Origin of the sequence: Burkholderia sp. BCC1644 (assembly GCF_902833225.1) — a bacterium.
Classification (GTDB): domain Bacteria; phylum Pseudomonadota; class Gammaproteobacteria; order Burkholderiales; family Burkholderiaceae; genus Burkholderia.
The window spans coordinates 325430-351414 of record NZ_CADFEI010000005.1; the positions used below are offsets into that span (position 1 = coordinate 325430).

27 protein-coding genes are annotated in these 25985 nt (G+C 62.1%); 14 read left to right on the forward strand and 13 right to left on the reverse strand.

Features of this window, described 5'->3' with window-relative positions:
- Positions 1-266: 266 nt before the first annotated feature.
- From tilS to cysS, 4 genes are all read right to left on the reverse strand, one after another.
- A complete protein-coding gene (tilS, locus tag HWX87_RS12475) occupies positions 267-1688 on the reverse strand; it encodes a tRNA lysidine(34) synthetase TilS (protein ID WP_176047388.1) in 1422 nt (473 codons plus the stop codon).
- 46 nt (positions 1689-1734) lie between these two features.
- Positions 1735-2706 (reverse strand): acetyl-CoA carboxylase carboxyltransferase subunit alpha, encoded by a 972-nt coding sequence (locus HWX87_RS12480; RefSeq protein WP_176047389.1) that lies wholly within the window; start codon positions 2704-2706, stop codon positions 1735-1737.
- 103 nt (positions 2707-2809) lie between these two features.
- A complete protein-coding gene (locus tag HWX87_RS12485; RefSeq protein WP_176047390.1) occupies positions 2810-3637 on the reverse strand; it encodes a DNA-3-methyladenine glycosylase in 828 nt (275 codons plus the stop codon).
- A 43-nt stretch (positions 3638-3680) separates the two neighbouring features.
- Positions 3681-5078 carry a cysteine--tRNA ligase gene (gene cysS / locus HWX87_RS12490; RefSeq protein WP_176047391.1) on the reverse strand — a complete coding sequence of 466 codons (1398 nt, stop codon included), beginning with the start codon at positions 5076-5078 and terminating at the stop codon, positions 3681-3683.
- A 233-nt stretch (positions 5079-5311) separates the two neighbouring features.
- On the opposite strand from cysS, the gene HWX87_RS12495 reads away from it, so the two are divergent.
- The 4 genes from HWX87_RS12495 (at position 5312) to HWX87_RS12510 (ending at position 8059) form a co-directional block, all read left to right on the forward strand.
- Positions 5312-6034 (forward strand): tetratricopeptide repeat protein, encoded by a 723-nt coding sequence (locus HWX87_RS12495; protein WP_176047392.1) that lies wholly within the window; start codon positions 5312-5314, stop codon positions 6032-6034.
- Positions 6035-6073: 39 nt separating this feature from the next.
- The gene (locus tag HWX87_RS12500) at positions 6074-6655 is read left to right on the forward strand and encodes a peptidylprolyl isomerase (RefSeq protein ID WP_011352517.1); all 582 of its coding nucleotides are present in this window, start codon (positions 6074-6076) and stop codon (positions 6653-6655) included.
- Positions 6656-6743: 88 nt separating this feature from the next.
- Complete coding sequence (locus HWX87_RS12505; protein WP_027784822.1) at positions 6744-7235, forward strand: peptidylprolyl isomerase; 492 nt, start codon at positions 6744-6746, stop codon at positions 7233-7235.
- Between the two features lie 23 nt (positions 7236-7258).
- Complete coding sequence (locus HWX87_RS12510) at positions 7259-8059, forward strand: UDP-2,3-diacylglucosamine diphosphatase (protein ID WP_176047393.1); 801 nt, start codon at positions 7259-7261, stop codon at positions 8057-8059.
- Between the two features lie 46 nt (positions 8060-8105).
- Here the strand turns inward: HWX87_RS12510 and cysE are convergent, their stop codons facing one another.
- Both cysE and HWX87_RS12520 read right to left on the reverse strand, forming a co-directional pair.
- Positions 8106-8909, reverse strand: coding sequence for a serine O-acetyltransferase (gene cysE / locus HWX87_RS12515; protein WP_176047394.1), 804 nt, complete (start codon positions 8907-8909; stop codon positions 8106-8108).
- 269 nt (positions 8910-9178) lie between these two features.
- Positions 9179-10003 carry an RNA methyltransferase gene (locus HWX87_RS12520; RefSeq protein ID WP_176047395.1) on the reverse strand — a complete coding sequence of 275 codons (825 nt, stop codon included), beginning with the start codon at positions 10001-10003 and terminating at the stop codon, positions 9179-9181.
- A 280-nt stretch (positions 10004-10283) separates the two neighbouring features.
- Between HWX87_RS12520 and HWX87_RS12525 the strand changes: the two genes are divergently transcribed.
- Complete coding sequence (locus tag HWX87_RS12525) at positions 10284-11087, forward strand: inositol monophosphatase family protein (protein ID WP_176047396.1); 804 nt, start codon at positions 10284-10286, stop codon at positions 11085-11087.
- A 319-nt stretch (positions 11088-11406) separates the two neighbouring features.
- Positions 11407-13029, forward strand: coding sequence for an NAD(P)/FAD-dependent oxidoreductase (locus tag HWX87_RS12530; protein WP_176047397.1), 1623 nt, complete (start codon positions 11407-11409; stop codon positions 13027-13029).
- Between the two features lie 177 nt (positions 13030-13206).
- On the opposite strand, the gene HWX87_RS12535 is transcribed toward HWX87_RS12530, so the two are convergent.
- Positions 13207-13902, reverse strand: coding sequence for an isoprenylcysteine carboxylmethyltransferase family protein (locus tag HWX87_RS12535; protein WP_176047398.1), 696 nt, complete (start codon positions 13900-13902; stop codon positions 13207-13209).
- A gap of 1476 nt (positions 13903-15378) precedes the next feature.
- Positions 15379-16875, reverse strand: a complete 1497-nt coding sequence (locus tag HWX87_RS12540) for an AAA family ATPase (RefSeq protein WP_176047399.1) — start codon at positions 16873-16875, stop codon at positions 15379-15381.
- 348 nt (positions 16876-17223) lie between these two features.
- On the opposite strand from HWX87_RS12540, the gene HWX87_RS12545 reads away from it, so the two are divergent.
- Both HWX87_RS12545 and HWX87_RS12550 read left to right on the forward strand, forming a co-directional pair.
- Entirely contained in the window at positions 17224-17955 is a 732-nt protein-coding gene (locus tag HWX87_RS12545) for a hypothetical protein (RefSeq protein WP_176047400.1), read from the forward strand.
- A 53-nt stretch (positions 17956-18008) separates the two neighbouring features.
- Positions 18009-19043, forward strand: coding sequence for a hypothetical protein (locus tag HWX87_RS12550; RefSeq protein ID WP_176047401.1), 1035 nt, complete (start codon positions 18009-18011; stop codon positions 19041-19043).
- A 196-nt stretch (positions 19044-19239) separates the two neighbouring features.
- On the opposite strand, the gene HWX87_RS12555 is transcribed toward HWX87_RS12550, so the two are convergent.
- Positions 19240-19821 (reverse strand): hypothetical protein, encoded by a 582-nt coding sequence (locus tag HWX87_RS12555; RefSeq protein WP_176047402.1) that lies wholly within the window; start codon positions 19819-19821, stop codon positions 19240-19242.
- Between the two features lie 116 nt (positions 19822-19937).
- Positions 19938-20600, reverse strand: coding sequence for an SOS response-associated peptidase family protein (locus HWX87_RS12560; protein ID WP_176047403.1), 663 nt, complete (start codon positions 20598-20600; stop codon positions 19938-19940).
- A gap of 82 nt (positions 20601-20682) precedes the next feature.
- Between HWX87_RS12560 and HWX87_RS12565 the strand changes: the two genes are divergently transcribed.
- The 6 genes from HWX87_RS12565 (at position 20683) to HWX87_RS12585 (ending at position 24002) form a co-directional block, all read left to right on the forward strand.
- A complete protein-coding gene (locus HWX87_RS12565; protein ID WP_176047404.1) occupies positions 20683-21309 on the forward strand; it encodes a hypothetical protein in 627 nt (208 codons plus the stop codon).
- 90 nt (positions 21310-21399) lie between these two features.
- Positions 21400-21813, forward strand: coding sequence for a PAAR domain-containing protein (locus tag HWX87_RS12570; RefSeq protein ID WP_176047405.1), 414 nt, complete (start codon positions 21400-21402; stop codon positions 21811-21813).
- A gap of 3 nt (positions 21814-21816) precedes the next feature.
- Positions 21817-22320: a DUF4123 domain-containing protein gene (locus HWX87_RS12575; RefSeq protein WP_176047406.1), complete on the forward strand. Its 504-nt coding sequence runs from the start codon at positions 21817-21819 to the stop codon at positions 22318-22320.
- On the forward strand, positions 22313-22789 hold the full coding sequence (locus HWX87_RS38000) for a hypothetical protein (RefSeq protein WP_244137659.1): 477 nt from the start codon (positions 22313-22315) through the stop codon (positions 22787-22789). The genes HWX87_RS12575 and HWX87_RS38000 overlap by 8 nt, the downstream gene beginning before the upstream one ends.
- Positions 22790-22910: 121 nt before the next feature.
- The gene (locus tag HWX87_RS12580) at positions 22911-23279 is read left to right on the forward strand and encodes a restriction endonuclease fold toxin 5 domain-containing protein (protein ID WP_347880173.1); all 369 of its coding nucleotides are present in this window, start codon (positions 22911-22913) and stop codon (positions 23277-23279) included.
- Positions 23280-23291: 12 nt separating this feature from the next.
- Positions 23292-24002, forward strand: a complete 711-nt coding sequence (locus HWX87_RS12585) for an immunity 52 family protein (protein WP_176047408.1) — start codon at positions 23292-23294, stop codon at positions 24000-24002.
- A 39-nt stretch (positions 24003-24041) separates the two neighbouring features.
- On the opposite strand, the gene HWX87_RS12590 is transcribed toward HWX87_RS12585, so the two are convergent.
- The 3 genes from HWX87_RS12590 to HWX87_RS12600 form a co-directional block, all read right to left on the reverse strand.
- Positions 24042-24830, reverse strand: coding sequence for a DNA adenine methylase (locus tag HWX87_RS12590; protein WP_176047409.1), 789 nt, complete (start codon positions 24828-24830; stop codon positions 24042-24044).
- 167 nt (positions 24831-24997) lie between these two features.
- Positions 24998-25492, reverse strand: a complete 495-nt coding sequence (locus tag HWX87_RS12595) for a DUF2514 family protein (RefSeq protein WP_176047410.1) — start codon at positions 25490-25492, stop codon at positions 24998-25000.
- Entirely contained in the window at positions 25489-25983 is a 495-nt protein-coding gene (locus HWX87_RS12600) for a glycoside hydrolase family 104 protein (protein ID WP_176047411.1), read from the reverse strand. Before HWX87_RS12600 ends, HWX87_RS12595 begins: the two co-directional genes overlap by 4 nt.
- Between the last annotated feature and the right edge of the window lie 2 nt (positions 25984-25985).

Sequence of the window (25985 nt, forward strand, 5' to 3'; positions counted from 1 at the left end):
CTGTGGACGGACGACGAGAGGGACGGCTGGGACGCAACACGCAAGCGTGACGGATTTTGCCCGGAAGGCCGATCAGGCCGCGCAAACCGGGTACGTCACGCGGAAAACCTGCACAAAACGCTCAAAAATCGAGCCGAGCAAACGACCGAGCGTACCCGATAGAAGCCCGCTTGACAAGCCGCCCGCCGTGTTGGCGGCCGTTCCGGCGCTGTTTACCAAATGGTGAAAATGGGCGCGCCATCACGGCGCCGGAAGCCTGCCCGCCGTTACGCGATCAGCAGGTCGGGACGCCATTCGATCCGGCGCCAGGCGCCGTCGCCAGCCGCCTCGCTGTCGAACAGGTCAGCATCGCGATTGATGCCGAGCCGCGGCACGTAGATCAGCCGCTCGCCCGCGAACAAGAGCGGCACGTCGCGCTGCCAGGCCGGTACGCCGCGCTCCTGGAACAGGTTCTTCAGCGTGCGGCCCGGCCCGCCCGGCGACGCGCGCATCCGCTCGCCGCCCGCGCGGGCGCGTACCGCGAGCCGCACGCTGCGCAGCAGCGCCTCCGGCACGGCATCGGCACTCCCCGCCTCGGCTTGCGCGAACAGGTATGTGCCGCGCCAGCCCGGCAGGTGCCACACTTCCTGTCCATCCCACGCGAGCGCCGCTTCCGGGTGCGGCGTGCCCGTGCCGTCGTCGGCCGGTTCGCTGCTGTCGCCCGCTTCCCAGTAGACGACATCGCGATAGAGCCGCAGGCACTGCCCCGCGTGATCGACACGCAGCGCGTGGGCGTCATGCGCGGCGCGCAGTTGCCGCATCATGTTGGCGAGCCGCGCGGCCGACGCGCCCGGCAAGCCGAGCCGGCGCATCCAGAAGCGCAGCAGGTTCGCGCCGCGCGTGTCGTCGAACGCGACCAGCGCGTCGCGCGACAGCGCATGCCCGTCGTCGCGCGCGGCGGCGGCGAAATCCAGCTCGGCCAGATCGTCGAGCAGCCGCTGCGCGGCGGCCGCATGCTGGGCCGCGCGGCCGAGCGCATCGCGAAAGCCCGGGAAATGCACGGCCAGCGCCGGCAGCACGTCGATACGCAGCGCATTGCGCGCGTAGCGCGTGTCGCCGTTCGATTCGTCGTCGATCCAGGCGAACGCGTGCTGCTCCGCATAGCGCTCAAGTTGCACGCGCAACAATCGCAGCAACGGCCGCACACGCTCGACGCTCACGCCGTCCGGGCGATAGCGCGGCGCCATCGCGGCGAGCCCGGCGATGCCCGCGCCGCGCAGCAATTGCAGCAGCACGGTCTCGGCCTGGTCGTCCGCATGCTGCGCGAGCCATAGCGTGGCTGCGCCGTGGCGTTCGCACATCTCGTCGAGCGCCGCGTAGCGACGCTCGCGTGCCGTCGCCTCGATGCCGAGGCCGCTGTCGCGCGGCACATCGACGCGCATCGATTCGAATGCGACGCCGAGCCGCGCGGCTTCCGCTTCGGCATGCGCGACCCACGCATCGGCGTTCGCGCTCAGGCCGTGATGCACATGCAGCGCGACGCAGCGGGACGCGCCCGCGACACGCACGGCCGCATCGAGCAGCACGGTCGAGTCGAGGCCGCCGCTGTAGGCGATCGCGATGCACGCATCGGCCGGCATGCCGGAAAGCGCAACGCCGACCGCGTCGAGGACGACGCGGTCGGCGGAGAATTCGGTCGGCGGGATCACGAGCGGGACGCGCGCGCAGCGGCGCGCGAGTTGAATACGCAGCCGGTCATGCGCCGGGCGTGGTTTCCTTGAACTTGCCGTAGGCCATCAGGCGTTCGAAGCGGCGCTCGCGCACTGCATCGATGCTCATGCCTTGGAACTGGCGCAGCGAATCGGCGAGCGCGCGGCGCAGCAGTGCGGCCATGCCCTTCGGATCGCGATGCGCGCCGCCGAGCGGCTCGTTGATGATCTTGTCGATCAGGCCGAGCGCCTTCAGGCGGTGCGCGGTCAGGCCCAGCGCTTCCGCGGCTTCCGGCGCCTTCGCGGCGCTCTTCCACAGGATCGACGCGCAACCTTCCGGCGAGATCACCGAATAGGTCGAGAACTGCAGCATCATCACGGTGTCGGCCACGGCGATCGCCAGCGCGCCGCCCGAACCACCCTCGCCGATCACGGTCGTGATGATCGGCGTCTTCAGCTCGGCCATCACGTACAGGTTGTGACCGATCGCTTCCGACTGGCCACGCTCTTCCGCGCCGATGCCCGGGTATGCGCCCGGCGTGTCGACGAACGTGAAGATCGGCAGCCCGAACTTTTCGGCGAGACGCATCAGGCGTTCGGCCTTGCGATAGCCTTCCGGACGCGGCATCCCGAAGTTGCGCGCGGCGCGCTCCTTCGTGTCGCGGCCCTTCTGGTGACCGATCACCATGCACGGATGACCGCCGAAGCGCGCGAGGCCGCCGACGATCGACAGGTCGTCCGAGAACGCGCGGTCGCCATGCAGCTCGTGAAAATCGGTAAACAGTTCCGCAACGTAATCGAGCGTGTACGGACGCTGCGGATGCCGCGCGATCTGCGAAACCTGCCACGGCGACAGGTTCGCGTAGAGGTCTTTCGTCAGTTGCTGGCTTTTCTTCGACAGCCGCTCGATTTCTTCCGAAATATCGACAGCCGAGTCGTCCTGCACGAATCGCAGCTCTTCGATCTTGGCCTCGAGTTCGGCGATCGGCTGTTCGAAATCCAGAAACGTGGTCTTCATGTGTTCGAATCCTTGGGTCTTGCGGCAGCGCGTATTCTACCCGCGCGGGCGACGCTCAAAACCGACTCTCAACTATTGATGTTTAAAACCCGATAGCCAACGCTCAGGCGTCGGTGTCGGGCGCATCGAGGCTGCGCCACATGTACCAGGTCGCGACGGTGCGCCACGGCTCCCAGTTGGCGGCGACTTCACGCGCCTCGCTGCGCGTGACGGGTTCCCCGCTGAAGTAATTGACGCTGATCGCGCGGATCAGGCCCGGGTCGTCGAGCGGCAGCACATCCGGCCGCGACAGGTTGAAGATCAGGAACATCTCGGCCGTCCAGCGGCTGATGCCGCGGATCTGCGTGAGTTCCGCGATCACGTCCTCGTCGTCCATCGACGTCCATTTGTCGACGTGCAACGCGCCCGATACGAAATGCTGCGCAAGATCGAGGATGTATTCCGTCTTGCGTTTCGACAGCCCGCATGCGATCAGCTTGTCCGCACCGAGCCGGATCACCGGCTGCGGCGCGAGTTTCGGACAGGCGTCCTCGATGCGCGCCCACAGCGACTGCGCGGACGGCACCGAAATCTGCTGGCCGACGACCGAGCGCGCGAGCGTGACGAACGGGTCGCCGCGCTTCACGAGATGCGCGGGACCGAACTTCGGAATCAGTTTCTTCAGGATGCGGTCGCGCTTGACGAGGTCGGCGCATGCCTTGTCCCAGTAGGCAGGACGCACGACGACCTCCTCGCCGTCCGCTTCGGACGCACGGGTCTTGCGGGCCGCGTCGGCAGCCGGTTGCGCAGCCGCCGGCTGCGCATGACCGTTCAGCGCGCCGTTCGGCGCGGCACGCGTCGCGTCCGCCTTCGCCGCCGGCACGCGCCTGGCTGCCGGACGCGCGGCGACCGTGGTCGCGCGCCTGACCGGCGCTTTTCTAGCCGTTGCCATCTTGCCTCCTACCTGACGGATCGGTCAGTGGAACGCACCGCGCTCATACGCGACGCCATTCGGTCGATCCGCCCGGTTTGTCTTCAAGTGCGATGCCGGCTTCGAGCAATTCCGCCCGGATCCGGTCCGCTTCGGCATAGTCCTTCGCTTGCTTCGCCGCGACGCGCGCGGCGATCTTCGCTTCGATCTCGTCGGCGGCGACCCCGCCCGCCTGCGCGGCGCCGGACGCCTGCTGCAGGAACGCGCGCGGTTCGCGGCCCAGCAGGCCGAGCAGGCCCGCCAGCTGTTTCAGCTGCCGCGCGAGCGACGCGTCGCGCGTGCGATTCACTTCGCCCGCGAGCTCGAACAGCGTCGCCACCGCGACCGGCGTGTTGAAGTCGTCGTTCATCGCGGCCGCGAAACGCTGCGCGTGCGGCTCGTTCCAGTCGAGCGCGAGCGTGTCGGCCTCGACGTCCTTCAGCGCCGTATACAGACGCGTGAGCGATGCACGTGCGTCGTCGAGATGCACGTCGCTGTAGTTGAGCGGTGACCGGTAGTGCGTGCGCACGATGAAGAAGCGCATGACTTCCGCGTCGTACCGCTCGAGCACTTCGCGGATCGTGAAGAAGTTGCCGAGCGATTTCGACATCTTCTCGTTGTCGACCTGCACGAAGCCGTTGTGCATCCAGTAGTTGACGAACGTCTCGCCGGTCGCGCCTTCGCTCTGCGCGATCTCGTTCTCGTGGTGCGGAAACTGCAGATCCTGCCCGCCACCGTGGATGTCGAAGTGATTGCCGAGCAGCGAGCAGCCCATCGCCGAGCACTCGATGTGCCAGCCCGGGCGGCCCATCCCGTACTTCGATCCCCAAGACGCGCCTTCCGGATCTTCCGGCTTCGCGCGCTTCCACAGCACGAAATCGAGCGGATCTTCCTTCGCATCGTTCGCCGCCACGCGTTCGCCCGCGCGGAGGTCGTCGAGCGACTTGCCCGACAGCTTCCCGTAGTTCGTGAACTTGCGCACCGAATAATTGACGTCGCCATCGGTCGCCTGGTACGCGTAGCCGTTCGTCTCGAGCGTCTCGATCATGCCGAGCATCTGCGGGATGAACTGCGTCGCGCGCGGCTCGATGTCGGGCCGCTGGATGCCGAGCGCACTTTCGTCCTCGTGCATCGCGCCGATGAACCGGTCGGTCAGCGACTTGATCGTCTCGCCGTTCTCGACCGCGCGGCGGATGATCTTGTCGTCGATGTCGGTGATGTTGCGCACATACGTGACCCGGTAACCGATCGCACGCAACCAGCGCTGGACGAGGTCGAACACGACCAGCATGCGCGCGTGGCCCACGTGACAATAGTCGTAGACGGTGATCCCGCATACGTACATCCGCACTTCGCCGGACTGGCGCGGCACGAAAACTTGCTTGTCACGCGCGAGCGTGTTGTAGATGCGCAGTGATTCCATAGAGATGAACCGTGAGCCGAAGGAAACCGCCCTGGCGAAGCTCGCCCAGCATGCGAAACGGACGGACCATCTGCTGCGGCGCCAGGCCGAGCGTCCTCGTATCACATGGGGCGGTCAGGCTGCAAGCACAGCGGTGACGGCCACGAGAGGCAAAGAAAGACTGTCTGCCGCTCGCCGGAACGCGCAGACGTTTTGTTAGAATGGCTCGGAGTATAACATTCCGATTTACGCCTATGAAACCTCATCGCGGCCGCGCGCAGAGCGCTGCGACCCTCGTTGCGACCACCGTCATGGGCGTCGCGCTGACGCTTTTCGCGGTCCCCGCGGCGCATGCGCAGAAGGCCCCGGCCGTCGCCGACGGCACCCCCGAAATCGACGCATCGATCGCCGGCAAGCAGTGGAAGCAGGCGCTCGCGCAGCTCGATGCGCGCATCGCGTCGAACCCGCACGACGTGCAGGCGCAGTTCAAGCGCGGCACCGTGCTGGCCCGCCTGAACCGCGACGACGACGCGATCCAGCAGTTCGTCGCGATCACGCAGGCGTACCCGGAACTGCCCGAGCCGTACAACAACCTTGCGGCGCTTTACGCGAAGCATGGCCGCTACGACGACGCGCGCACCGCGCTCGTCACCGCGACGCAATCGAATCCGAGCTACTCGCTCGCGTACGAGAACCTCGGCGATCTCTACCTGCGCCTCGCGGCCGAGTCGTACAAGCGCGCGCAATCGCTCGGCCGCACGAGCGGCGCCACCGCGCAGCGCCTCGCCGATCTCCAGAAGATCGTGTCGCCGCCGAAAGCCGCGTCGAATGCACGCGCGGCGACGCCGGCCACGCGCGACTACACCGACCGCGCCGCCGCGAACGTGAGCACCACCACGCTGCCGATGTCGCCGACGTTCCAGTTCAGCGGTCCGTCGGGCGCACTGGCGGCGCCGTACGTCGCGCCGTCGCAATAAGCGGCGCGACCTTCTTTCCCTCCCAACCTGAGGATCGCAATGAAACGTCTGTTGCTGGCGCTTGGCGGCGCCGCCCTTCTCGCGACCGCGACCGCACCTGCGTTCGCGCAATCGGCTACCGCGCACCCCGTCGTGCAGCTGAAGACCTCGCAGGGCGACATCCGCGTCGAGCTCTACCCGGAGAAGGCACCGAAGTCGGTCGCCAACTTCCTCGATTACGTGAAGGCCGGCCAGTACAACGGCACGATCTTCCATCGCGTGATCAAGGGCTTCATGATCCAGGGCGGCGGCTACAAGACCAACTTCGAGGAGAAGCCGACCCGCGCGCCGATCCCGCTGGAGAGCCGCAATGGTCTGAAGAACCTGACGGGCACGATCGCGATGGCGCGCACGAGCGATCCGAACTCGGCCACCGCGCAGTTCTTCATCAACACGGTCGACAACAGCGGCCTCGACTACCCGAACCCGGACGGCAACGGCTATGCGGTGTTCGGCAAGGTCGTGTCGGGCCTCGACGTCGTGAAGAAGATCGAAGGCGTCGCGACGACCTCGCGCGGCCCGATGCAGGACGTGCCGGCACAACCGATCGTGATCGAATCGGCCAGCATCGTCTCGAAGTAAGAACCTGCCGGCACGTCCGGCGACTCACGCGGCCGCGTCGCACGACCGGCCGCGTGCCATTTAAACCGCCTCACCGAAGGAATTCATCATGGTTGAACTGCATACGAACCACGGCGTGATCAAGCTCGAGCTCGACGCCGAGAAGGCACCGAAGACGGTCGAGAACTTCCTGAACTACGTGAAGAAGGGCCACTACGACGGCACCGTGTTCCATCGCGTGATCAACGGCTTCATGATCCAGGGCGGCGGCTTCGAGCCGGGCCTGAAGCAGAAGCCGACCGACGCGCCGATCGACAACGAGGCGAACAACGGCCTGAAGAACGACAACTACACGGTCGCGATGGCTCGCACGAACGATCCGCACTCGGCCACCGCCCAGTTCTTCATCAACGTGAACGACAACGACTTCCTGAACCACTCGTCGCCGACGCCGCAGGGCTGGGGCTACGCGGTGTTCGGCAAGGTCGTCGAAGGCCAGGACGTGGTCGACAAGATCAAGGGCGTCAAGACGGGCAACGCTGGTTTCCACCAGGACGTGCCGGCCGACGACGTCGTGATCGAAAAGGCCGTGGTGGTCTGACGCACGGTTACGGAGACACTTCGATGTTGCAGGAGAGTCCGCCGCGAAGCGTCTCCGCGGGCGTGCCAGGCGAGCGCGAGTACGCGCAAGCCGCACGCCCGTTCCTGTTTCTCTCCGATCTGCATCTGAGCGAAGCGATTCCGAAGACGGTCGCCGCGTTCGAGCATTTCGTGAAATACACCGCCGACAGCGCCGACTCGGTGTTCATCCTCGGTGATCTTTTCGAATACTGGATCGGCGACGACATCCTCGACGACGATCCGTTCGCGGCCCGCATGGCCGCGCTGATGCACACGTTCTCCGAGCGCGGGATCGCGCTCTACGTGATGCACGGCAATCGCGATTTCCTGCTCGGCCGTCGCTTCATGAAGGCAGCCGGCGCAATGCTGCTGCCCGACCCGTCGCTGATCATGGCGTTCGGCCAGCGCATCGTGCTCGCGCACGGCGACGCGCAATGCACGGCCGACCGCGGCTACCAGGTGTTCCGCCGCTTCGCGCGCAACCGCGTCGCGCAATGGCTGTTTCTCGCGTGGCCGTTCCGCTGGCGCCGCGCGCTCGCGCAGCGCATGCGCTCGAACAGCGAAGCGGGCCGGATGCGCCCTGCTTCGGCCATCTACGACGTCACGCGTGAAGGCGTGGCCGCCCTGTTCCGGAAGAGCCGCGCGAGCGTGATCATTCACGGCCACACGCATCGGCCCGCGCGCCACCTGGAACCGGGCGGCATCCGCTGGGTCCTGCCCGACTGGGATCTCGATCACGGCGCGCCGCGCGGCGGCTACCTGCGCGTCGACGCGGAAGGTATCCACGCGATGCCGCTCGACTGACGCCGCCGTCACACTGACCGGCGGCCGTCGGCACGCATCGCGTTCGTCACATCTGGCGTTCGACCGTCTTTCCTTCCAGCACCGCCGACAGCCTGCGCAGGTCGAGGCGCGCCGCATCAGCGCCCTGCAGCGTTTCCAGATGCGTCCCGAGCTGTTCGAGCGCCGCGACGATCTCGTCGACACGACGGCTTTCCTTCGCCGCGTGATCGATCAGGCCGTGGATCGCGAGCGACATCGGATCGTCGGCGTTCGGCGTGATCCCGTACGCGCAGAATGCCGCGCGCTCGGGCTGCGGCTTCGGCTGTGCCGGCATCACGACGCGTGCCGGATTGCCGACCGCCGTGCCGCCTGCCGGCACCGGCTTCACGACGACCGCGTTCGAGCCGATCTTCGCCCCCGCCCCGACCGTGAAACCGCCGAGCACCTTCGCGCCCGCGCCGACGATCACGCCGGCTTCGAGCGTCGGGTGGCGCTTCGCGCCGCGCGTGAGCGACGTGCCGCCCAGCGTCACGCCCTGATAGATCGTGCAGTCATCGCCGATAATCGCCGTCTCGCCGATCACGACACCCATGCCGTGGTCGATGAACACGCGCCGGCCGATCGTCGCGCCGGGGTGGATTTCGATCCCCGTCAGGAACCGGCCGGCCTGCGACGCGAAACGCGCGAGCCAGTAGCGCTTCGCGCGCCAGCATGCGTGCGCGAAACGATGCAGCACGAGCGCATGCAGCCCCGGATAACAGGTCAGCACTTCCCATGCACTGCGAGCGGCGGGATCCCGCTCGCGAATCGTTGCAACGTCTTCGCGCAGTCTCGTGAACATGATGTGGTCTGGGAAAAGGCCGGCGCGCATCGCCGGCAATGACCGGCCGTTATCGCGCCGGGTAATTTGCTTATGACGTCCGGCGATTGTAGGGCCAGTCGCGCACGGCCGCACGCGGTCGCGCGTTCACCCCGCGGCCGGCGCGGGTATTCGGGCGGGAGGCTTGCCGGAACGGGCTTCCGGGGAGGATCGACCGGGTGGAATGCGCCGGGCCGGGGCGCTACCGCGCTGACCGACGCGCAGCCTGCGTGGCCCGAAGCGGCATCCGGGCGACGACCGAGCAACCGGCCGCCGGCCGCTTACGCGTCGCCGCCGGGCTTGCCCGATTTCAGCAGGATGTGCTTCGCGACGCCGCGCAGGATGTTGACTTCCTCGCGCTCGAGGCCCGTGCGAGCAAATAAGCGCCGCAACCGCGGCATCAGCTTCTTCGGATTGCGCGGATCGAGGAAATCGAGCGCGATCAGCGCGTTCTCGAGGTGGACGTACATCCGCTCGATCTCGTCGCTCGGTGCGAGCGTGCCGACTTCGGCCGACGGTTGCGCCAACGGCTCGCTCGCCTGCTCGAGAAACGCGACGCGCAACTCGTACGCGAGCACCTGCACGGCCTGCGCCAGGTTCAGCGAGCTGTAGGCCGGGTTCGCCGGAATGTGCGCGAGCGCGCTGCACTGCTCGACATGCTCGTTCGCGAGGCCCGTGCGCTCGTTGCCGAACACGAGCGCGATGTCGCCCGTGCCGACCTGCGCGCACGCCTGCGCGGCGGCCGCACGCGGCGCGAGGCGCGGCGGCCCGTATTCGCGCGTGCGCGCGGTCAGTGCGATCGACCAGTGAACGCCGGACAGCGCGTCGCCGAGCGTCGGCACGACATGCGCGGACGCGAGGACGTCGTCCGCGCCGCTGGCCATCGCGATCGCCTCGGGGTCGCTCTGCACGTGCGGCACGCGCGGCGCGACCAGCACGAGACGCGAAAAGCCCATCGTCTTCAGCGCGCGGGCGGCCGCCCCGACATTGCCGGGATGGCTCGGCTCGACCAGCACGAAGCGGGTGGACGTGAAGCCGCCGGACGGCGGCGGGGACGAGGCCGCGCCCGGCTCGGACGGCGCGGCGGTGTTCTGCGGGGTTTCCACTACGATGCGACTCGGTTCATCAGAATGGCAGTATGGTATCGCCATCGCCGCGGCAAACCCACTCGTCCGGACGGACAGTGGGGGTTTCCCCGCATTCCGGTCGCCTGAAACCGCCAAAAATCGGGTAAAATCATGCCTTTACGCGTCGCACACCGTGCGGCGCGGGTCGTACCCCGCTCTTTGTCAATTCGCGTCTCACCTCGCCCGGCATGCTTGCGCCGTTCCGGGCGGTTGTCCCACTTCGTGGCGGCCCGTGCCGCCGGCTACAGGATCCAGGCTCATGCATCCCATGCTCAACATTGCTGTCAAGGCTGCGCGCCGCGCCGGACAGATCATCAACCGCGCGTCCCTCGATCTCGACCTGATCGAGATCCGCAAGAAGCAGCAGAACGACTTCGTCACCGAAGTGGACAAGGCCGCCGAAGACGCGATCATCGAGACGCTGAAGACCGCCTACCCCGATCACGCGATCCTCGCCGAGGAATCGGGTGAATCGGAGAACGAATCCGAATTCAAGTGGATCATCGATCCGCTCGACGGCACGACCAACTTCATCCACGGCTTCCCGTACTACTGCGTGTCGATCGCGCTCGAGCACAAGGGCGTCGTCACGCAGGCCGTCATCTACGATCCGAACAAGAACGACCTGTTCACGGCCACGCGCGGCCGCGGTGCGTACCTGAACGACCGCCGCATCCGCGTCGGCCGCCGCGACCGCCTGGCAGATGCGCTCGTCGGCACCGGCTTCCCGTTCCGCGAGAAGGACGGCCTCGACGCGTACGCACGCCTCTTCACCGAAATGACGCAGGCCTGCACGGGCCTGCGCCGCCCGGGCGCGGCGGCACTCGATCTCGCGAACGTCGCGGCCGGCCGCCTCGACGCGTTCTTCGAGCAAGGCATCAACGTGTGGGACATGGCCGCGGGCAGCCTGCTGATCACCGAGGCCGGCGGCCTCGTCGGCAACTACACGGGCGACGCCGATTTCCTGCATCGCCATGAGATCGTCGCGGCGAACCCGAAGATCTACGCGCAGATGATCCCGATCCTGAACCGCTACAGCCGAGTCCACCCGGCAGCGGAGTAAAGGCCCGAGCCGCGCCCGCATGGCGCGGCTTTTGTGCAAACCGCTCGCGGGCATCGTCACGATCGCGCGCCGTTCGCCTCCCGATCGCCCGGGAGGCGCGACAATCTTCCGTGCACAAGGGGCGCTTCGTGCGCCTATCCTGAAGTTGCCCGAGTCGTCCGGGCGGGTCGGCGTACTGCTGCCCGCCCTGCTTTTCCCGCAATGACAATGAATGGTTTGCGTCCGGCAGGCCCGCGCGACGAACAACGCCGCCGCCGGCATACCGGCCCCACCCGTATCAACATCGCCACGACGCCGTGGCAATCGCATCCGAGTCCCCATGTTACGGCTAAGCGAAATTAAACTCCCCCTCGACCACCCCGAGAGCGCACTCGAGGCCGCCGTTCGCGCGCGCCTCGCCGAGCTTGGCGTGGCGGCGGACGAGCTCCTCCGTTACACCGTGTTCCGCCGCGCGCACGATGCGCGCAAGCGTTCGGACATCAAGCTCACGTACATCGTCGATCTCGAGGTCAAGGACGAAGCGGCCGCGCTCAAGCGCATGGCCGGCAAGCCGCATTGCGGCAAGACGCCCGACATGGCGTACCACTTCGTCACGAAGGCGCCCGAGCGCGCCGATTTCCTGCGCCCGGTCGTCATCGGCATGGGGCCGTGCGGCCTGTTTGCCGGCCTGATCCTCGCGCAGATGGGCTTCCGTCCCATCATCCTCGAACGCGGCAAGGCCGTACGCGAGCGCACCAAGGACACCTTCGGCCTGTGGCGCAAGAGCGTGCTCAACCCGGAATCCAACGTGCAGTTCGGCGAAGGCGGCGCCGGTACCTTTTCCGACGGCAAGCTGTACAGCCAGATCAAGGATCCCCACCACTATGGCCGCAAGGTGCTGGACGAGTTCGTCAAGGCCGGCGCACCGGAAGACATCCTGTATCTGAGCCGGCCGCACATCGGCACGTTCCGCCTCGTGAGCATGGTGGAAAAAATGCGCGCGTCCATCCACGAACTCGGTGGCGAAGTGCGTTTCGAAACCCGGGTCGACGATATCGAAATCGATCAGGGCAAGGTGCGCGCGCTCAAGCTGTCGAACGGCGAAACGCTCCCGTGCGACCATGTGGTGCTGGCCGTGGGCCACAGCGCGCGCGACACGTTCCAGATGCTGCACGACCGCGGCGTCTATATCGAAGCCAAGCCGTTCTCGCTGGGCTTTCGCATCGAACACCCGCAGGGGCTGATCGACCGCAGCCGTTTCGGCAAGTTTGCGGGCCACAAGCAGCTCGGCGCGGCCGACTACAAGGTGGTTCACCACGCCAATAACGGCCGGGCCGTCTACAGCTTCTGCATGTGTCCGGGCGGCACGGTGGTCGCAGCGACCTCCGAGCCGGGCCGCGTCGTGACCAACGGGATGAGCCAGTATTCGCGCGCCGAGCGCAACGCGAATGCCGGCATCGTCGTCGGCATCACGCCGGACGACTATCCCGGCGGCCCGCTGGCAGGCATCGCGTTCCAGCGCAAATGGGAAGAACGCGCGTTCGAACTCGGTGGCGGCGATTACCGCGCGCCGGGCCAGTTGGTCGGCGATTTCATCGCAGGCCGGCCGTCGACGTCGCTGGGTTCCGTGGAGCCGTCGTACAAGCCTGGCGTGAATCCGACCGACCTCAGCACCGCGCTGCCGAACTACGTGATCGAAGCCATCCGCGAAGCGCTGCCCGAGATCGACAAGAAGATCGCCGGCTTCGCGATGCACGATGCGGTGCTGACCGGCGTGGAGACGCGCACGTCATCGCCGATCCGGATTCGACGCAAGGACGACTACCAGAGCATGAACGTGGATGGCCTGTATCCGGCCGGCGAAGGCGCCGGATATGCGGGCGGCATCTATTCGGCGGCGATCGACGGTATCGAAGTCGCGCAGGCGGTCGCACTCAGCATGACGTCGGGACACACGTCCTGACAAGCCGGACAAAGCCGGCGTGCGAAGGTCCGTGACCCGAGTACGCCGGCTTTGTCCTGACAAGCCGGACAAAGCCGGCGTGCGAAGGTCCGTGACCCGAGTACGCCGGCTTTTGCACGTCCGCCGCGCCACTCTGTCTCATCGGCGCACCGCCACGGCGCGCTTTCGGCATTCCCGTCAAAACACGCCGGGAATCAGCCGGTACCGAACCTTCGTCTTGTACGCGCGATAGTCGGCGTCTTCCGACAGCACCCGCTCTTCCATACTGATTCGCCCGATCTGCAACAGCATCCAGATGCCGATCGTGAGCAGGTTTCGCGTATTGAAGTTTGCAAGCAGGAAACCGATTTCGGACAACAGATAACCGGCATAGATCGGGTGGCGCATGAACCGGTACGCACCGGTCGACACGACGCCGCGATTCGCCGGCAGCAAACCGAACGAGCGCCCGAGCGACAGTTTCGCGAACAGTTGCCACGCAATCCCGCAAATTTGCCAGGTGCCTCCCGCCCACTCCGGAATCAGTTGTGTGCTGGCAGTCAGCTGATAGGTCAGGCAGTAGAACGAACCGCCCAGAGAAAAGCACACCGCGACGGGATGCCAGTCGCGCCGTGTCGGCAATTTGGCAAAAGCCGACATGCCGACGGTCAGTACTGCGGATACCAGCAGCAGGATCAGCGTGATCCGGCTCGGGTCCGCTCGCCACGGCATGTAAATCAGACAAGCAAATACGCCCAGCACGGTCACTGACAACACGCGAGCACCAAGCTCGATCAGATTGATCCGCTCCGACTCATCCGCGACCGCTGCAACGTGCGGCACCAGCGTACTTTGCGCGCACGCGCCCCCCGCATCCTGTATGGCCTGCTTCATGTTTGTGCCCCGAACTTACTGCGTTTTTATATATATTGCCGTTTCAGACTAGCACGCTCCCTCCCTTGAAACTTGCCTAAGTTTCAGTTTTGCGAGGTTGATTGGTGTAAGTCCCGAGAGCATCGGCAAATATAAGGACCGTGTAACTGGATTACGCGGTCTGCCAAACGTTTCACAGTTCGCGGCACTGTCCAGACGGACGAAATCGCCTGCGGCCGGCCGCAATGAGTGGCTTGTATCCGCGACAAAAAAGGGCCGAATGAAAGCCGCGGACCGGATGCCATGATCGAAACCGACCGATGGCGCCGCGCAGCCCGGTTCGAAGCGGCAACACGCCGCCCGACGTCCAAGCACACGCGCTGATGTGCGGGGTGCCGTCGGCACGCAAGGGTTCGCGCGATCGCCCACACCTGGCCAAACGGCGAACTTCGCGCGTGCACATGGAAGCGACTGGTAAACTCGGGCAACCCAAGCAACAACTTCATGCCTGACCTATGACCACGCTGTCGCCCGACGCCTTCGCCGGCCACACTCCGATGATGCAGCAGTACCTGCGCCTTATCTGACAAGGCTAGATACGTAAAGCTACGCCAAGACCTACGCCACCCCGTCGGTCAGGAGAATGACGAGCGGCATTCGGCCACGGCTACAGCAAACTCGTTGCACCCAGAATAGCCCGCTCCCAGCGGGCTTTTCGTTGTCTATGCACTCGCCGTCCGCATCCAGTTGCAATACTGCATCCCATATCCGATGATGAATGGACGAGACACATGATAGGCGCGTCCGCAACATTCTTCGCCCCGTCGTGCACACACCATCACCGCTTTCGAAGCCTTCCAACAGGAGGTGCAAGATGGAAAAAATTGCGGCAGATCAAACCAAGATCGTAATCAGCCTACTCGTTCTCCATGTTTTTCTTGCGCTCTGTCTGCTGGTATCGATTATTTTGTTTAGATTTGCGCCGATTCTAATCGTTGGTCTCCTTACGGTCGGTTGCAGCATCTTACTTAGCCGTATCAGTCGCGATAGCGATGCCACGCGCCACATAATCAAGAGCCGCGGTGGCAAGGTGTATCTGTACTGCATGTGGGGTATTGCGGCATGTTCGGCGCTCGTTTTGGTTGTACCGAATTACCTAGGAATATTTACGCATCACCGTTAAACAGATGCCCCATGTGGGCTCACTAGTAATCTGGCTGCCAAAGCGACTTTTCCCGGTCACATGAGCACGCAACCCACCGCAGCACCTGCACCCGTCACCCCAATGATGCAGCAGTACCTGCGCCTTATCTGACAAGGCTCGATGTACAAAGCTACGCCAAGACCTACGCCCGCACTTTCGAGGACGGACCGTTACCACCCACAGCTGTCGTCCAGACCTGAGCAAATCCACAGCCGCTTCCGATTCACAGAAGCTGCTGCTCAGACGCCGTATACGTCGCCCGCAGTCTCATACTTTGCTCACGGCTAGCAAGACTAGCCGCGAACGATGGGACCCATGAGCCGCATGATCCTAGCCCGTTCGCTCTCAAAGAGATGGTCAGCTAGCAACTTGAGAAGCGTCTCTTTCACATCGGACGAACTGACGTTCGGGAGTTGCTCTGCGATAACACCGCATACCCGGCCAACAAGCGCCTTGCATGCATCGCGGTCATCCGGCGCGGGCAAGGCCCCCACATCTCGTTGAACCACAGTAATCTGAAGTCTGTAATGCGTGCGCAGGGTATCCTGAACGTACCGTATGCTGCTGTGCAGAAACGTCGCCAGGCCCACTTCCGGCGTAACGGGCAGGTACGAAATCGAATCCCTCTCCCCATCTCTAATCCGAACAATGTCCTCTGCTCGCGCTGTGTTAAGGCCCTGTTCAGCATCCTCATCCAACATCACATAGCAACGGGTAATAGCAGGAAGCAAAGGCCGTTGACGAACAAAAAATCGTAAGACGTTCGTCATTCCACCAACAGGAATGACCTGTATGCTCGGTGCCAACTGATTGTTTCGATACTCCTGCTGCATGAATCTAAACGCAAATTGTTCTACGATGACTTGTGCGGCTTCGTCTTCGACATAGACGATCACGTCGGCAGCGGTTTCTTCGCGGTAAGCAAGTGCCCCCAACACGAGAGACGGGAAGCACTTGTCTTGGCAGACGATATTTCCAGCAGCGTCCTCTTGGAGAAGCAATAGCCGGCTTGCCCTAGCCTGCTTAATCAGCGTCGCGGAATGAGTCGATACGATAATCGTTAGAGCTTTTTCGGCTGCGATATCATCAAGATAGCGAAGAAGCATCACCTGAGCCATCGGATGGAGCGCAAGTTCAAGCTCGTCGATCAGTACGAGCGAGCCACGAGGGCAATCTTTCAGCAGCCGTAGCAGTTTCAGGATGCAGAGCTCTCCGAGACTCAGATTCTTTTCTGAAATGTAGTGCCGTGCATTTCGCCAGGGCACGGCCGGGAGCTCCAACAAAAACGCGTCGCTACCGACTCCGGTCCGGAGATTTATGGTTTTGAGCGCACTGAACTTGCCAGTATTGAATATCCTGTTCGCGGCAGCAACGATATCCGCGTGCGCGGGCCGTACTCTCCTAGGCTGAAAGTCGTCCCTGTTGGGCTCAATACGCGTTGCGTCGGCTGCTATATAACGTACGGAAGGAAATCCAGCCTGACTCAGTAGCTTACTATTGGCCTTCGGAAACGGAACCCAGCGCTCGCCGCGGTACCGATAGGTGACAGCCGCGCCATTGACGTCATATCGGACGGATGAACCGTCGAAGGAATCAAGCCTGTCCGACATCTGAGATGCGGGAAAATGCGTCGGAAAAGCGTTGCTGAAGCCTATCCGCCGAAGGCACGCCAGCAGGGACGTTTTCCCGGTTCCGTTGGCCCCGGTCAAAAGCCACACCCCGGTATTTGGAATCGTGAATTCTAGGCGACGAATGTGTCGTAGGTTTTCGATTGTGATTCGTATGGCCATCAGCTCACCATTCTCTTCGTTTTAATTACCGGCGAATGCTACCAGCTTATCCCCTTAGCTACGTGTCGCATCGGCGAGCCGTCAGACCCACAGATGACAGCAGCAAGTCAATGACGCCCTTGGCATAGACGAACCAGACGTTCGAGCGTCCAAGCTATGCCGTGGCCGAATGGCACTACCTGCCGATCGCTGTCGCCCGCCATCGCCAACACCTGGCCAGATGGCGAACTTCGAGCGGTCCCGTGCGGGCCGCTGGTAGACTAGGCCTGCCAAAGCAACTTTACCGATCACATGAGCACAGCCCCGCAGCTGCCCCTGCAACCGTCTGCCCTTCGATAAGGCGCAAATATGGCCACGCTTGCCCCAGAGCAGCTTCTTGCTGAGATTGAAGACATTATCCGCACAATGCCGCCCCGGGCAACCATTCGGCACGAGTTGCCGGAAAACTTTGCCTGGCTTGGCCGCGCCTCTGCGGCGATGCGTTTGTGGGATCCCGTGAGAGCCACGCGGTTCGATGGCTTCGTCGAGACCATGCACGCGCACCTGGCCATTGACGCAAATCGGGGAATTCGAGGCGTTCAAACAATGCTGCATCAGGCCGGCCACGAATTGCGCATGCAAACACTGGGCCCTGTGACGATCGCAATGGGGCAAGGGGCCGTCTTCGACTATTTTGATGAAGTTCGCAAAGTTGTTGAGGCAGCGAAGAACGAACTACTGTTCGTTGATCCATACCTCGACGCGGAATTCGTCTCGCGGTATCTGCCACACGTAGCACCGGGCGTTACCGTACGCCTGCTAGGTCGAGAACGCATGACTACGCTCCTTCCAGCCGTGGAACTTTTGCGACAGCAAAACAGTGTGACAATCGAAGTACGGTCGGCCACAGGATTTCATGACCGATACGTCTTTGTAGACAGATTATCTTGCTATCAATCGGGCTCATCTTTTAAGGACGGCGCGAAGAAGGCGCCGACAACGCTTACACAGATAGTGGACGCTTTTGATGCGATGCAAGCAACATATCAAGAGTTGTGGGACAAAGCAACGCCGCGCAGCCAATCGATTATGTGCTTATAAAACCCAAGCACATCCAAATCCATCAACGCAATCCAACAGTTTTTTGCTGATCGATGACCTTCGACATTTCGGCACTCACCGCGCGTGAATCATTCTGGGACACTGTTGGCGTTTGGTTAGCAATTTTAGTCGCACTCGGCGTGATTATGGAGTCCGTAGTCGACTTCAAAAGTCTAGCCAAATTGACAACACTCGATAGACGCGAAGAGCTTAAGGAAAAGATCGCCAAACTCGGACTTTTGATCCTCATCGTAGCGTTGGTTGGTGAGGTTATAGCCGCAGTAAAAAGCCACGATGTGGGCGAAGAGATCATCCACGGCTTAAACACAGAGATTTTACAGGGGCAAGACCGAGAGGCAAAACTTGTAGAACTCACGAATAAGCTTGGCCAATCGAATCGATCTCTAAGCTCAGAACTCGCCGAACAAGACTCCCTTCTTCGATCCTTACAAAATCGAAGCGCGGCATTCGAAAGCCTTGCTAAGGCCCAGAAGGCACGGGACGATGCGGCCCTCGACCTTTTAAAATCTGAGGAGAAAAAACTAGAAATTGCTCAGAAAGACGCAAATGCGAGCTCAATCAAGGCAGAGAAGGCCGCTGCAATTGCCGACACGACAGCATCAAATATGGAAAAGACGCTCCATGCAGAAGAGGAAATGCGTCAAAAAATGCACAACCTCATAACACCAAGAAGCCTTACCGAAGAACAATTAGTGAATATTTCTCGGGTCTTAAAACGACACATCGGCACGTCAATTGACATCTTGCAGATTGGGGAGAACCCCGAAATCGAAGGATTGCGATCGCAAATCGATAAGGCGTTGTTAGCTGCTGGCTGGAACACTGTCTCGGCCACCGCGGTCGGCAGCGGTTCGTTTGTTGGCGTTGCGGTCGCAGTCGTCGAAGGCGCGCACGAATCAGATATTTCTGCAGCCAACGATCTGCGAGCCGTGCTAAACAGAAACGAGATCAATACCATCGACAAGGGCATCCAAAAGAGAGGGTATTGGCCTAACGCATATATGTCTGCCGAGGGGACCACTGCGAACAAGGCACCGATCCGACTCTACATCGGCAGCAAGCCATAGGTTGCAATCAGCCCCGTAGTTCAGGGGATGGAATGATAAGCGCAACGCTTGTCCAGCAAGGCTCCCGCCCCTTGCTGTAGCAAATTCGTAGCACGTAAAAAAGCCCGCTCGCAGCGGGCTTTTTTACGTCGTGATGTTGCGCCGCGTGCTACCCAGTGGAGCATCTAGCACACTGCTCCCTTGGCGACCGGATCCATCACTCCTCCGATTCACCTCGGGGCTGTACATCCAGCAGAACAGCCTCCGACCTTTGCGAATAGTTGTATGCCCGGTCTCGAATTTCATAGGACACGACCACCCTGCCGTCATTGCCCGTAGCGTCAATGGTGCTCAAAGGAATCACGACAGCAACTGGTTTTACCCCCCCGCCGTCCGCGACATCGTGGAATGTGGTGCTCTCGCCTTTTAGACCTTTCCAAGAAAGTACGATCGTGTCGCCTGCAGCAATGCCTTGGTAGCGCGGAATAACCACCGTAGCGCCCGCGTCCGATATATCCCCCAAATGCAATATGCCGTTGACAGCTTCTGGTATCACTGGCCGCGGCAAGCCGATTCTACCTGGCGGAATATCAAATTCCATTGCCGCCTCGTCGTCCGCGACAACGTTGGTTACGCTTGTGCCACTCCAGTAAATTTGAATCAGATCACCGACGGCCTTTGATTCGTATGGCGGAATAGTCACCGAAACACCCTCGCCCGATAGAGCTTTCGGGTCCAACAAGCCGTCGTCGGCTTGTGGTATCAGCAGCGGCGGCAACTCACTCTTATCAGCAGTCATAGCCCTCTCTCCTTGTTCTCGATTGGTTTGCGCGGGACACCACAGCGCTTACACATCGTACTAGGCGGGAGGAACTTGGGTAGTCGAAATTGTGAATTCTCGCAGGACGCGCGCTGTTATTTGCCCGCCGCTTCGGCAGCCATACCGTCAGCCGGGAACAGCTGCAACATCGCACGTGCGGCCTCGACGTTCGTCGTGTGCAACCATTCGTCATAGTCGGTCGGTCGCAAGATGACCACGGACCGCTTCTCGTCGCCGGGCTTGTGCATACGCGCCATCACGGCATGGCCGTCCGCGTTGACGGTCATCATGGTCATGCCGACCAGCGAGCGCCCGTCCTCACCTTCGTAGCGCCGCCAAATGCCGGCGACGCAATACGGTTGCCAATCCATTAATCCGATCCGCTGCCAGACGTTTCGTCCCGTTTCGTAACACGGCTCGTATATCCATCGGACCGGGATCAAACAGCGCTGACCAGCCCGCCACGCCTTGCCGTAGAGTCGAGACTCACCGACCGTTTCTGACCGGGCGTTGACCGTGTCGAACTTTTTCCGCTTCTTCCCTTTGTCGTCGACTCGCTCAGGCTGCATGAATTTCGGCCAGAAACCGAACACAGCTTTGACGACGCCAAGACCATCACCATCCGCCCATGCGATCGGCGCTGCATAGTCTGGATACACATCCGGCTCCCAAGGGTCGCGATGGTACAGATCGCCGATCCCGATCTTCAGCTCATTGATGCCCGGATCTTCGTCTGGCGCTTTGTAATTTGTGCACACGGCCCGCCCCCATTTTTGAGACTTGACGGCTCCATCTTACCGCGCGATAAACTGTATATCCATACAGTATTTTCCGCGCATCATGATTCTGCCCCCATTCGATCCGCCACAGTTCGACGCGATGTCGCAGTGGTGGCGCACGTGCACGTATGCCGACGTCCACCGGCTGATTCTCGAAGTGCTGCACCTGCGACTCACGCTGCGCGAAATGGGCACCCTGACCGGCGATGCTACGCGCATGATCGCGTACCTCGAACGAGCCGACGAGCTGAAGTACGCGGCACCGCTGCGCCGCTTGTCGATCAAGATCGACAAGGAGATCTCGCGGGCAGGCAGCATGGGGAATCCGCGTGCGTCCGTTGCTCCGTTTTCCGACGAATGGCGCGCACGCGAAGCCATGAAATGCCGGCTCCATGACACTCCAGAGGAGCCAGATCCCGGCTCCGACAAGGCAACGAAGTTACCCGAGTTCCAACGGCTGACGTGGGAGGAGTTGCGCGACGCGTGGAGCGTGGCCGACTTCAAGAAAAGGCGTGCGCTGACGCTCGAACAGCGCTTCGTGCTGGAAGTCGTGCACGTCCGCCGAGCGTTGCGACTCATGGAGAAAATGGTCGGCGCGGCCGAACTGGAATTAAAGAAGAGCGGTTATCCCGACTCGTTCGCGCTCGACCAGCTCCGTCGCATGATCGACAGCGCTCGCTTCGATTGACAATAGTTGACTCACCGCGAGTTAGCCAACGGTCAGCCGTTCTCTCGGAAATGGTAAATTCATACGAAAACCACACCTACGAGAGAACATATGGCCCGAGCCATGATCTGCGTCGGCGACACGACGACGCACGGCGGCCGCGTGCTGGAGGGCAGCGCGACCGCGACAATTGACGGAAAGCCCATTGCCGGCGTCGGACACAAGGTTATGTGCCCGCAGTGCAAAGGCGTCTTTCCGATCCTGCCGACGGGGCGGCAATACTCGCACACGTTCGACGGACGAGAAACCGCCATCGAGGGCATGAAAACTGCCTGCGGAGCGACGTTGATCGCCTCACAGTCGTCCGCGACTTTCGACGACGTCGGATCTGGCAAAGCAACGACTGGCGGCGCCGTCGCAGCCGTCGCAGCCAGTGCTGCTGCGCTCGCCCCCTCGCCGACACTCTGTCTCGAATGCCTGAAGGCTGCGGCCGAAAACGCCGCGACGATGATCGCGCGCGGATAGCCCATGACCGAAAATTCGATCGAGGCTTTCTTCTTCATGCGTCAACAGCAGTTGACCATGCAGGTGCACCTGTACGCCCTTGTCGACGGCCTTCTTTACGCGGATGCGGCCAACGGATCATCACCCCAGCGATCGCGGTCGGCCGTGGCCGTGTTCGACGACACGCAGGACGCGACGCTGTCCGACGCGGGACCATGGCTATTCAGCTACGAGCACGCACCCGGCCGCATCCGCCAGACGCTCGCCGCGATGGCAGCCGGCCCAACTGGCGTGACGTGGCTGATCAGCGCATATCCGATCGAGTCTCTCGCCGACGAGCTGCGCAGACGCCTCGATGTACGCCTACCAGACGGCCGCACGGCCCTCCTGCGATTCTTCGATGCCCGCATCATGCCCAACATGGCGTCGCTGATGGAATTCACGCAGCGCATGCAGTTCTTCGTGCCGACATTTGACTGGCTCGTCGAAGTAAATGGAAAACTGAGGGGAGTACACCCGCATGCTTGAACTGACAAGCGAACAGGTTGCCGGCCTTGCCGAGATCGATGCGCGCGGCTACGTCGAGCGTGTCAGGCAGGATCTCGTCAAAGCGGACCCGAAACTGGCCGCCGACACCACGCTTCCAACGAGACTTTGGAATGCATATATCGCTGCGCGTCAGCTCGGCATCGAATCCGACGAGAACGTCGAATCGTTTCTCCACATCGAAGCGTACGCCCCGAGTTTCTATACGAAGCCGGCGACGCGCGCATGGCTAACTCGTCCTGGTCGATCGCCGGACGAGCGCTTTCACGACTATTTCCGCGTCATGAAATGGCGCATCGAACATCCGGAATACGACAGGAGATCAATAGATGGCGGGGTTCGCGGTACCAATAATAGAGGCGGCAGCGACAGAGCTTGGACCAGTATTGGCGCGAGCTGGCGTCGCCTTGTTGGGCGGACTGGGGCTGGCGGGGACGGCGAGCCTGTCTAGCGATACGCCAAAGGACGAGAGCAAGGCCAAGACAGACGCCAAGGCAGTGCCCCGCACCGGAGAAAAGTGCAAAAAATGTCCGCCGGAAGAATCTGGGCAGCCTCTCCGCAGAAACCACCACATGTCGGCGCATGCTCGAAAGTACCAAGCCAGGATCACGGGGCGGCCGTACAGCGTCGAGGAAGGGTGGAGCGAGGAATGGGTGTGGCTTGGAACTGACTTCGACGGATTCTTGCCCGCCGAATGCCTGTTGCAAGAAGCAAAGTCACTTTATGCGAAGTTTTTGGAACGCGACAAACACGGCGAACTTCAGCCGCGTGAATGGTTCGACGGTCACGAAGACCTTCAGAACGCCTTGATTCGGCAAGCGAAAAAGGTGAACGCTAACCCTCCAGCTCGTCTGAAATGGTACTTTGAAGAAGCTGATACGCAGGAGTTCATGCTTCCCTACCTGACCACCAACCGAGTACAGTCGGTCGTGCAACCGTAATCCGAGACGAATATGGACTTCAGGCTTCAATTCAAGGACGCAACGCTCGACCCGATGAACTTCGAGCAGGCACTATCACGCATTCACGTCGTGACGAACGAGCTGGCTCAGATCGACCCAAAGTTTAGTCGCTGGTACGCACGCGGGAAAAGCCGCGACGAGGCATTGCTCTATCCCGCGTTCGAAGACGGGGCACCATCAACAGCAATCCAAGCCGTACTGAAGCACAAGTTCGCAGCAGACCCAACAACAACATTTGTGGCATTGTGGGACGGCAACGAAGGCGACGCGCGCGGCGCGACTCTCGCGTGCCATCTCAATGAGGCAGGCACCTACAACTCGTTTGAGCTGTCGATGTCGGACTCAACTGCCCTCGGCAATCTCGATGCGGTGCTCAGAATTGTGCGTTCCATCGTTATGGCGTTCAACCCGGCCTACATCACGGTTTCCCCGCGAAGCTACGTGGCGAAGCAGGTTTTCGACGACAAACCCGGCGTCGGCTGGATGCTTTACCTGCCAACCGTAGTAACACAGCAGCAGGTTCCTGAGGCCCGCGAGATTGTTCCAGTCCCGGAGGCCGGCAAAGCTCAGACTGGCACAATCATCGTCAGCACAATCGATGCTCCGTTCTCGATGCAGAATCCCGAGCACATCGAGACGGCAAATCGCATCGAGGTCCGGCTCGTCGATCAAGATCTTCTGCCCGCCTTTGCAGACCTGTAATTGCAATGCCGGCGCGATCCGTTGCGCCGGCATCATCGATTAAAACAACCCTACAGGCTGCGCCGCGACATCCCAACTGAAAATGATCAGCTCGTTCCGCTCGACGCCTTTCCCGCCCCCGACCGTGTACTGAATCGGCACGGTTTCGATGTGAAACCCGTCGAACGCACGCCGGATGTCCGGATGGTCATTCAAGCTAACGACCGCACGGCCTTTGATAGAACGTAGCTTCGCGGCCATCTTCTCGTATTCGGAGAACGGAAATGCGACCCCATACCCTTCGGTCTCATAGTACGGCGGGTCCAAGTAGAACAGCGTATGCGGCCGGTCGTATCGATCGATACAGGCTGCCCAATCCAGACGCTCCACGAACGTATTCGCCAAACGTAGGTGTGCCGCAGACAGTTCCTCCTCGATGCGCAGCAGGTTTAGGCCCGGCGGGGTTGTCGTCGCCGTACCGAATGTTTGCCCTTCGAGCTTCCCGCCAAAGCAACTTTTCTGCAGGTAGTAGAAGCGTGCAGCACGCTGGATATCGGTGAGCGTTTCCGGGACCGTCTGCTTCAGCCATTCGAACACCTGCCGGCTGGTGAGCGCCCATTTGAACTGCCGCACAAACTCCTCCAGGTGATGTTGCACGACACGGTATAAGTTGATCAGCTCGCCGTTGACGTCGTTGACTACTTCAACCTTCGCCGGCGGCCGAAGGAAATACAGTGCGGCCCCGCCAGCGAACACTTCGACATAGCAGTCGTGAGCCGGGAAACGCGGGATGATGTGGTCTGCGAGACGGCGCTTACCGCCGATCCAAGGAATGATGGGATTTGCCATTGTGAAAGCCGTTTTTAAACTTGGTGTAGAATCCGGCCCGCCTACGTAGGTAAGCAGGGCCTTGGCTGATTCACTGGCTAGCTCAGTGGAAAGGCGACCGGGTCAATGCGCGAACATTTCCCCGGTCGCCCTGTTTCTCTCGAAGCTGCGTGGCTTCGATTGCCGCGTTACTGCGGCAGATTGGTTTGTGCGTTGCCGATCAACGCGTCGTAACTGCGCTCGCATTGCCTGCCGGCGATGCCTCGCTCGTCAGCGATCTTTGCCAACTCTCCCGCACGCTCGTCAGCCCGGCCGAACACGTCGGCGAGCAGATCGAGGGCGTCGCCGGTTGCCGGGCTTCCGGCCGCAGCGCCGGCACGCCGGACGTCGTCGACGAGTGCGGCGACTTGCTTGCGCAGCCCATCAGCAGAAGCACCTGCAACAGCAGCATCAGCGGCTGCCTGATCACGTTCTTTCGCAGCATCGGTTGCGATCTCCTGTTGTGCCGCCAGCCGGCGGCGAAATTCGTTACGTTCGTTCGTCAGGCCATCGATCTGCCGCGCCTGATCCGCCACCTTCGCGGATTGGTCGGCATCGCGATGCCCCTCGAAATAGCCACAGGCAGCGCCGGCTATGACGCTGGCGACGACGAGCAGCCAGATGCGCGGATCGATCCACTTCATGCGGTCACCTCCCCACCGGCCAAGCGATACGCAGCCAGCAATTTCTCAATGTCGTTTTCATGCTGGCCATAGCCGGCCCCCGGCAGACTGGCCCACACGTTCGATACCTTCGCGACGGCTTCGCGAAACCGACCCGCGTCGATCAACGGCAACGCACCGTGCTCGCGGAGCTGCTGCAGCGCGTATCGATCCTGCGACACCGGTCCGAAGTCGGGCAGCTTCATCTGCGCCTGATAGATCCGCCACCAGCGCGTGAGGATCTGGTAACGACCGGCCGCTGTCGACGGCACGCGGATCTGTCGGTTGAGCACGTTCGGATGCGCGGCATAGCTCGCAAACAGCAGCGGCCGCGATGCCGTCGCACCGACCAGTACGTTGTAACCGTCGTCCGACTTCGCGAGCAGCGGCGAGCCGATCTCACTAACTGCGATCATGTCGAGAAACGCCACACGGTTCATTCCGCCCGCAGCGGTCACACTGATTCGCGCCATCG